Origin of the sequence: Saccharomonospora saliphila YIM 90502 (assembly GCF_000383795.1) — a bacterium.
GTDB lineage: Bacteria > Actinomycetota > Actinomycetes > Mycobacteriales > Pseudonocardiaceae > Saccharomonospora > Saccharomonospora saliphila.
Window position 1 is genome coordinate 225,049 of record NZ_KB912728.1, and the last position, 7,098, is coordinate 232,146.

General features: G+C 69.9%; 8 protein-coding genes and 1 pseudogene. 4 read left to right on the forward strand and 5 right to left on the reverse strand.

Translation table 11 applies throughout. From position 1 onward, the window contains the following. Nucleotides 1-36: 36 nt before the first annotated feature. On the reverse strand, nucleotides 37-459 hold the full coding sequence (locus SACSA_RS0120040; RefSeq protein ID WP_019819582.1) for a GlcG/HbpS family heme-binding protein: 423 nt from the start codon (nucleotides 457-459) through the stop codon (nucleotides 37-39). A gap of 258 nt (nucleotides 460-717) precedes the next feature. On the opposite strand from SACSA_RS0120040, the gene SACSA_RS0120045 reads away from it, so the two are divergent. The 4 genes from SACSA_RS0120045 to SACSA_RS0120060 all read left to right on the forward strand — a co-directional run bounded on the left by SACSA_RS0120045 (nucleotide 718) and on the right by SACSA_RS0120060 (nucleotide 4,424). Further along, the gene (locus tag SACSA_RS0120045; protein WP_048877015.1) at nucleotides 718-2,067 is read left to right on the forward strand and encodes a cytochrome ubiquinol oxidase subunit I; all 1,350 of its coding nucleotides are present in this window, start codon (nucleotides 718-720) and stop codon (nucleotides 2,065-2,067) included. Then, on the forward strand, nucleotides 2,064-3,077 hold the full coding sequence (locus tag SACSA_RS0120050) for a cytochrome d ubiquinol oxidase subunit II (RefSeq protein WP_019819584.1): 1,014 nt from the start codon (nucleotides 2,064-2,066) through the stop codon (nucleotides 3,075-3,077). Before SACSA_RS0120045 ends, SACSA_RS0120050 begins: the two co-directional genes overlap by 4 nt. 136 nt (nucleotides 3,078-3,213) lie before the next feature. Continuing rightward, the gene (locus SACSA_RS0120055) at nucleotides 3,214-3,567 is read left to right on the forward strand and encodes an aromatic acid exporter family protein (protein ID WP_028662077.1); all 354 of its coding nucleotides are present in this window, start codon (nucleotides 3,214-3,216) and stop codon (nucleotides 3,565-3,567) included. Then, entirely contained in the window at nucleotides 3,564-4,424 is an 861-nt protein-coding gene (locus SACSA_RS0120060) for an aromatic acid exporter family protein (RefSeq protein ID WP_028662078.1), read from the forward strand. Before SACSA_RS0120055 ends, SACSA_RS0120060 begins: the two co-directional genes overlap by 4 nt. 47 nt (nucleotides 4,425-4,471) lie before the next feature. Here the strand turns inward: SACSA_RS0120060 and SACSA_RS27085 are convergent, their stop codons facing one another. From SACSA_RS27085 to SACSA_RS0120070, 4 genes and pseudogenes are all read right to left on the reverse strand, one after another. Next, the gene (locus SACSA_RS27085; RefSeq protein WP_269634826.1) at nucleotides 4,472-5,170 is read right to left on the reverse strand and encodes a carbamoyltransferase C-terminal domain-containing protein; all 699 of its coding nucleotides are present in this window, start codon (nucleotides 5,168-5,170) and stop codon (nucleotides 4,472-4,474) included. A 9-nt stretch (nucleotides 5,171-5,179) separates the two neighbouring features. Further along, a pseudogene (locus SACSA_RS27245) lies at nucleotides 5,180-5,251 on the reverse strand (hypothetical protein); the annotation flags it as partial. After that, nucleotides 5,218-6,039, reverse strand: a complete 822-nt coding sequence (locus SACSA_RS27090; protein WP_269634827.1) for a hypothetical protein — start codon at nucleotides 6,037-6,039, stop codon at nucleotides 5,218-5,220. The pseudogene SACSA_RS27245 and the gene SACSA_RS27090, both read right to left, overlap by 34 nt. A gap of 19 nt (nucleotides 6,040-6,058) precedes the next feature. Beyond that, nucleotides 6,059-6,940 carry a manganese catalase family protein gene (locus tag SACSA_RS0120070; RefSeq protein WP_019819585.1) on the reverse strand — a complete coding sequence of 294 codons (882 nt, stop codon included), beginning with the start codon at nucleotides 6,938-6,940 and terminating at the stop codon, nucleotides 6,059-6,061. Between the last annotated feature and the right edge of the window lie 158 nt (nucleotides 6,941-7,098).

The following is a 7,098-nucleotide window of genomic DNA, read 5'->3' on the forward strand; positions in this document are numbered from 1 at the left end:
CGCCCCGCGTTCCTTGTCTCCGGCGCGCGTGCCGCGCTACCGGGCGGGCTGGAACGCCGCCGCCGCGGCCTCGGCGATGGCCTGATCCTGCTCGCCGGTGCCGCCGCTGACGCCGACGGCCCCGACGACACGGCCGTCGTGTTCGAGCGGAATGCCTCCCGCGAAGATCATGACCCGGCCGCGGTTGGAGGCGTGGATGCCGAAGAACTGCGCGCCGGGCCGCGCGTTGTCCGCGAGGTCCCGGGTCGTGGTGTCGAAGGCGCGGGCGGTGAAGGCCTTGTCGATCGAGATGTCGACGCTGCCGATCCACGCGCCGTCCATCCGGGCGTGGGCGACCAGGTTCCCGCCGGCGTCGACCACCGCGATATTCGCGGGTTGCCCCACCTCACGGGACTTGCGTTCCCCTCCCGCGATGATCTCCCGTGCCTCCGCCAGTGATACCGAGGGTTGATCATGCACTGTGGGCACCTCCGCATCCGCCCGTGTGTTCGGTCACCGTACCGGGCTCTACCCTGGACCGTGGCGCGGAAACGGGCCAGGGCCACCACGACGGGCGAGGTGCACCGAAGCGGGTGACGGCCGTGCGCCCCGTGCCGTCCGGCGGGCCGTTTGCCCTCGGCGGGCACGGGTACCTCACCGGAATGCGTATCGGAGACCGTGCCGTCGGCACCGGCGAGCCGGGCGGTCGTGGCGTGGCGCTTCCGCCGCACTGACGCGATGAGCGCGGCACAGGTACTGGCGCAGGTGGCCGATCCGGCCAATCTGATGGCGGCGCGGATGCAGATGGGGCTGTCCCTGGGCTGGCACATCGTCATCGCGTGCTTCGGCGTCGGGATGCCCGCGATCACCGTGTTCGCCGAGTGGCGCGCGCTGCGCACCGGGGAGGAAGCCTACCGGGTGCTGGCGCACCGGTGGGCCAAGGCGATGGGTGTGCTGTTCGCCGTCGGGGCGGTGTCCGGCACGATCCTCAGTTTCGAGATGGGCTTGTTGTGGCCGGGGTTGATGGGCACCTACGGCGAGGTGATCGGCCTGCCGTTCACGCTGGAAGGGTTCGCCTTCTTCATCGAAGCGATCTTTCTGGGAATCTACCTCTATGCCTGGGACCGGCTGCCGCCGCGAGCGCACCTGCTGACCGGGCTGCCCGTCTGCGTGGCCGGCGTGGCGTCGGCGTTCTTCGTGGTCTGTGCCAACGCGTGGATGAATCAGCCGAGGGGGTTCGACCTCGAAGGCGGCAGGGTGGTCGGTGTCGACCCGTGGGCTGCCATGTTCAACCCGGCGACTCCGCCGCAGACGGTCCACATGATTCTCGCGGCCTTCATGGTGGCGGGTTTCGGCATGGCGAGTGTCTACGCGGTCGCCCTGTTGCGGGGCAAGCGCGACCGGTATCACAGGCTCGGGTTCGCCGTGCCGTTCACGGTCGCGGCCGTGTTGACGCCCGTCCAGATCGGAGTGGGGGACTGGGCGGCGAAGTTCCTCGCCACGAACCAGCCCGCGAAGCTCGCCGCGATCGAGGGGCTCTACGAGACGGGTCAGGGCGTGCCGCTCAGCCTGGGCGGCTTCTACGACGACGGTGAGCTGCGCTATGCCCTCGAGATCCCGCGCGCGCTGTCGCTGCTGGCGCATTGGGACCCCGACGCGACGGTGCTCGGGCTGGCCGAGGTTCCCGCGGCCGATCGTCCGCCGGTGAACGTCGTGCACTGGTCGTTCCAGATCATGGTCGCGATGGGCTTCGCGCTGCTGGCGCTCGGTGCGTGGTGCCTGGTGGTGTGGTGGCGACGTCGGCGTCTGCCGGAATCCCGCTGGTTCTACCGTGGCGCGGCGCTGTCGGGTGTGGCCGCGGTGGTGGCGCTGGAAGCCGGGTGGATCACCACCGAGGTCGGGCGGCAGCCGTGGATCGTGTGGGGGCGTATGCGGGTCGAGGACGCGGTCACACCCGTGCCCGGGCTGACCACCGGGCTGGCCGCGGTCTCGGTTGTCTACGTGCTGCTCACCGTCGGCACCGTGTTCGTGTTGCGCCGGCTGGCCAGGGTCCCGTTGCCGTTGGCACCGCAGGAGAGAGGGTCATGACCGCGGCGGAATGGTTGATCAGCGTGATGTGGCTCGCGTTGACCTGCTATGTCCTGCTCGGCGGGGCGGACTTCGGTGCGGGACTGTGGGATCTGATAGCGGGTGGCGCCGAACGAGGTGCTCCGCAGCGGGATTTGATCGAGGAGTCCATCGGGCCGGTGTGGGAAGCCAACCACGTGTGGCTGATCTTCGTGATCGTGCTGTGCTGGACCGGTTTCCCGCTCGCGTTCGCGTCGGTCGCCTCCACGATGTACATCCCTCTCACCCTGGCGGCGGTCGGGATCATCGCTCGGGGAGCGGCGTTCGCGTTCCGTAAGGCCAGTACGGAGCTGGAACACCGGAGGCTGTTCGGCGCGGCGTTCGCGGGCTCGTCGGTGTTGACTCCGTTCTTTCTCGGTACGGTCGCGGGCGGTATCGCCTCCGGCCGGGTGCCCGCGGGGATCGCGGGCGGCGACATCGTGACGAGCTGGTGGAACCCGACCTCGGCGCTGGCCGGTGGCCTGGCCGTGGTGGTGTCCGCCTACCTCGCCGCGGTGTATCTCTGCGCCGACGCGCGGCGTGCGGGATCGGCGAGGCTCGTGCGGCAGTTCCGTGCCCGCGCGTTGGTCAGCGGCCTCGTGGCCGGAGCCATGGCGCTGGGCGGGATCGCGGTGCTGCGACTCGACGCTCCGGCGCTGTTCGGAGGGCTGACCTCCACGGCGTCGCCGGTCGTGGCGCTCTCGGCCGTGGCGGGGGTCGCCTCTCTCGTGGTGCTGGCGCGCGGCCGGTATGTCCTGGCCCGGATCTGCGCCGCCTCGGCGGTCACCATGCTGCTGTGGGCTTGGGCGGTGGCCCAGTACCCGGTGGTCCTGCTTCCCGACACGACCATCGAGAACGCGTCCGCCACTCCGGAGGTCGTCCGGGTGTCGCTGATCGTCACCGCGGTGGGAGCGTTCGTGCTGATCCCGTCGCTGGTCTGGATGTTCCGCCTCTTCCAGAGCACCGAACCCGGTTCCAGCGCCCGATCGTGACCCGCTTCGGCGGGAGTGTCGCCGAACAGCCGCGCGTCGAGTGGTGTGCGGCGGTCGTCCGGACACGCTTTTCCCGATCCGTCGCTGTGGGTATGCGCCGAACTCGCCTGTAACCCGTGCGAGGAAAGGGGCACGCGTGAGTGAGGGGATCGCGACGCCGACGGCGGCGCGGCGGCCGGGCGTGGTGGTGGTCGACCGAGTGCGGGAACGGGGACGTGCCCTGCTCGACCGGGCGCGTACGGGGCCGGACACCTGGCATTTGCTCCTGAAGTGCACTCTGGCGGCGTCGCTGTCGTGGTGGATCGCGGCGGAGGTCCTGTCGGCCTCGGCGGCGTCGTTCGCGCCGTTCTCGGCCGTGTTGTTGGTGTACGCCACCGTGGCGCGATCGGTATACCACTCGATCAGATACGTCGGTGCCATGGTCGCCGGGATCGTGCTGGCCGGCGGGCTGACCTCGGTGCTGGTCAGGGTGTCACGGCGTTCGCCGTGATCGTGTTCATCGGCCTGCTGGTAGGGCAGTGGCGCGGACTCGGGACCCACGGATGGCAGGTTCCGGTCGCGGTCATGTTCGCCCACCAGTACTTCGTCGTCGCGCCCGACTGGGATTCCGGGTGGGGGCAGCTCGCGGTGTTGTGCGGCTTGATCGTCCTCGGCGCCGCCGTCGGGGTGCTGGTCAACACGGTGATTCCGCCTCCACTGTCGTCGCGGTCGGCCGAGAACAACGTCGGTCTGCTCAGCCGCACGGCCTCCGAGCTTCTGGGCACGATGGCGACGACGCTGCGTGCGGGGTTGCCGACGGAAGACCGGGCGCGGGAGTTCGAGAAGCGGGCACGCGAGCTGGGAACCCTCGCCGCGCGGACCCGCGACAGCGTCGACGTCGCGGTGGAGAAGCGATCGCTCAACCCGAGGCGGCTGCTGGGGCGCTCGGTCTCCTTCGAGGGGCACTACTGCACCGTCGACGGACTGACTCGGTTGATCGACGATGTGCGGTCGGTGGCGCGGACGCTCGACACGGCGAGTGAGCACTTCGAACGGACGAACACAGCGCAGCGGCGCTGGCTGGAGTCGTACGGAGGGTTGCTCGACCTGGTCGCCGACGCCACCCGCTCCCTCGGGGAGCTGGGTTCGGTGACCGATGTCCGGGACAACGACCAACTGGCCGACACGATGGCTCGCGCCTGGCGGCGCCGTGACGCACTCGACGGCACGTATGTGCACGGCGAGGTCGGTGAACCCGGGCCGTGGCCCACGGTCCGCGCGTTGTCCACCGACGCCTACCGTCTGGTGGACGACCTCGCGGCCTGCCGAACACGACTCGTCGAGCTCGCCGACCAACGCGACCGGTGATCCCGCCGACGCTCGTCTCGGCGCACCGGTGCCGTGGGAGGGACCGTTCACCCCGCTTCCCGGTCGCGGCGGTACCAGGTGTCTCCGACCACCATGTCGTCGATGCCGTGTTCCTCGCAGAAGGACACGAGGTCGGACATTCGGTTCACGAAGCCGGTTCCCTTGAAGTTCAGCGAGGTGTTGCACAGCATCCCGGTGCCGGTCTCCCCGGCGACGGCGGTCAGGAGGGTGTGCAGCCGCGCGTTGCTCGCGGCGCTCACCGTCTGCACGCGTGCCGTTCCGTCGACGTGGGTCACGGCAGCGAAGCCGGGGGCACGCACCCGCCGGAAGTAGAGCATGTGGGGGTCCGGGAAGTCGTCATCGAAGACGGACGCGAGGTCTTCCACGCGGCAGCACGGCGCGATCGGACGGTAGGATTCCCGGCGCTTGATCGTGTTCAGGCGGTCCCGGGTGCGCGGGTCCCGCGGCTCGGCCAGCAGTGACCGGTGCCCCAGCGCACGGGGACCGATCTCCCACCGGCCCTGCACCCAGGCCACGACGCGGCCGGTGGACAGCGCCCGGGACACCGCGCGGTAGTCCAGGGGCGCCGCGGTCCAGCGACCGGCGTCCGGCTCGGTGTCGTGGTCGAACTCCCGGCCGCTGTCCACGGTCCAGGTCAGACGTGGGTCGCCCTCGATCGCCCACAGGGCGTCGGCGGCCGTGCCGATGGCCGAGCCCGAGTCGTTGGCGCACGGCGGCAGGAACACCTCGGAGAAGTAGCCCTCGCCACGCCAGCGCGCGTTCCACTCGCAGTTCAGCCCGCATCCGCCCGAGATCCGGAGTGGGATCGACGGGGGGGGGGGGGGGGGAGCGTTTCCTTGGCGGCGTGCAGGAACCGGTCGAAGATCGTGTCACTGAGCAACGCGGCCGCGTGCTTGGTGACCTCCGCCTCGACTCCCGCGTTGTACACCGGCGAATCGCGGAACGCGGCTTTCGGCGCCGGATACACGGTGTCCAACGCGAGGATGTCCTCCACCGTCGCGACGAGGTCGTCTCCGGCGGCCGAGGCGTCGCTGTAGGCGGCGAGTGCCATGAGTTTCCCGCTGTCCGCCAGATCCGGCACGGCGTTCGTGTCGGGAAAGGTCGGATCGGCCAGTGCGAACAACAGCGCGTACCGAGCCCCGGGCTGGGTCAGCACCGGGACCGTGCGAACGACCTCGAAGGCGTCGTCGACCAGGTAGAACGCTCCCGTGACTCCCTCCCATACCAGCACCGCCTGCTGGGCCTGCCGTGGTCGCGGGGGTGCCATGCCGAGTGCCATCATCACGTGCGACCGGACATGGGAGGAGGTCACGACCGTGATCTCCGCGCCGAACAGGCGCGTCGTCGACAGCGCGGGAGCGTCGACTCCGTGGTACCCGGCGCCGATGGAGTTCCGGCCCACCTTCCACCCGCCCAGGGCGACGACGTCGGGAACCCGGTCGAGCAGCTCCGCCGCGCCGAGGATCGTCGAGGGAATGAGCGGGGAGTGCCGAGGAAAGGAGTCCTTTTCCTGCTCGAGGGACCAGCGCAGGGTGCGGTCCCGCACCACGGCGACCGCTCCGTCATGGCCGGGTTTGACGGCGACGATCAACATACGCTGCGCCCCTGTGCCGTCATTCCTTCCTGAGCCTGTCCTGCGTGGCGCCTGCCACCTTCTCCATGGTGTCGGGGAGTTCGGTGGTGCCGTAGAAGCGCGCGTCGGGGTGGGTCGGTGGGGGCATGGGCGCGCTGGTGGTGGGGCCCTCGTGGTAGCTGAACTCGCCGTTGCCGTCCGGGGCGGGTCCGGACGCCCACGGGCCCTCGGAGGCGCGCTGCCCGTCGCTGAAGTTCTGGTACTGGTACGAGACCTCCCCGTACTCCTTGTTCTGGGGGAAGTTGCTCGGGACCGGGAGCTGTTCCACGCCCTGTTCGCGCAGCTCGGCGGCCGCGGCGAGCCATTGGTTCTGGTGCATCGTGTCGCGCGCGAGCAAAAAGGACAGCAGCTCCCGGACTCCGTTGTCGTCGGTCATGTGGTAGAGCCGCGCGACCTGCGTGCGTCCCTGCATCTCGGCGTTGGCGTTCGAGGTGAAGTCCGCCAGCAGGTTCCCGCTCGCGGTCACGTAGTTGCCCTGCCACGGGTTGCCCATGCTGTCGACGGGGCGCGCTCCCGCGCCCGCCACGATCGCGTGCTGGACGTCGGTCCCTCCGACGACCGCCGCGACGGTCGGGTCGGCCTGGACCGCGTCGTCGGTGATCCCCAGGGGCGACTTCTCCAGCAACTGGGCGATCATCGTCGCCAGCATCTCGACGTGCCCGAATTCCTCGGACCCGATCCCGAAAACCAGGTCGCGGTACTTCCCGGGAACATGCATGTTCCAGCCCTGGAACATGTACTGCATCGCGACGGTGATCTCTCCGTACTGGCCGCCGAGGACTTCCTGAAGTTTCCGTGCGTACACGGCGTCCGGTCGTTCCGGGCTGGCCTTGAACTGCAGCTCCTGCCGATGTAGGAACATCTGGGCGGTCCTCTCGACGTGCCTTCCGGGCGTGGCGGCGTGATGAAGTAGGAAGCGTTCCCGGGTCGGACCACGTCCAAACCGCTGGACCTCGGCGGTGCCGCGCTCGCGTGCGAGGCCCGCGTCGCGGCGCCGCGGTGGTGGCGCGGGCGACGCGA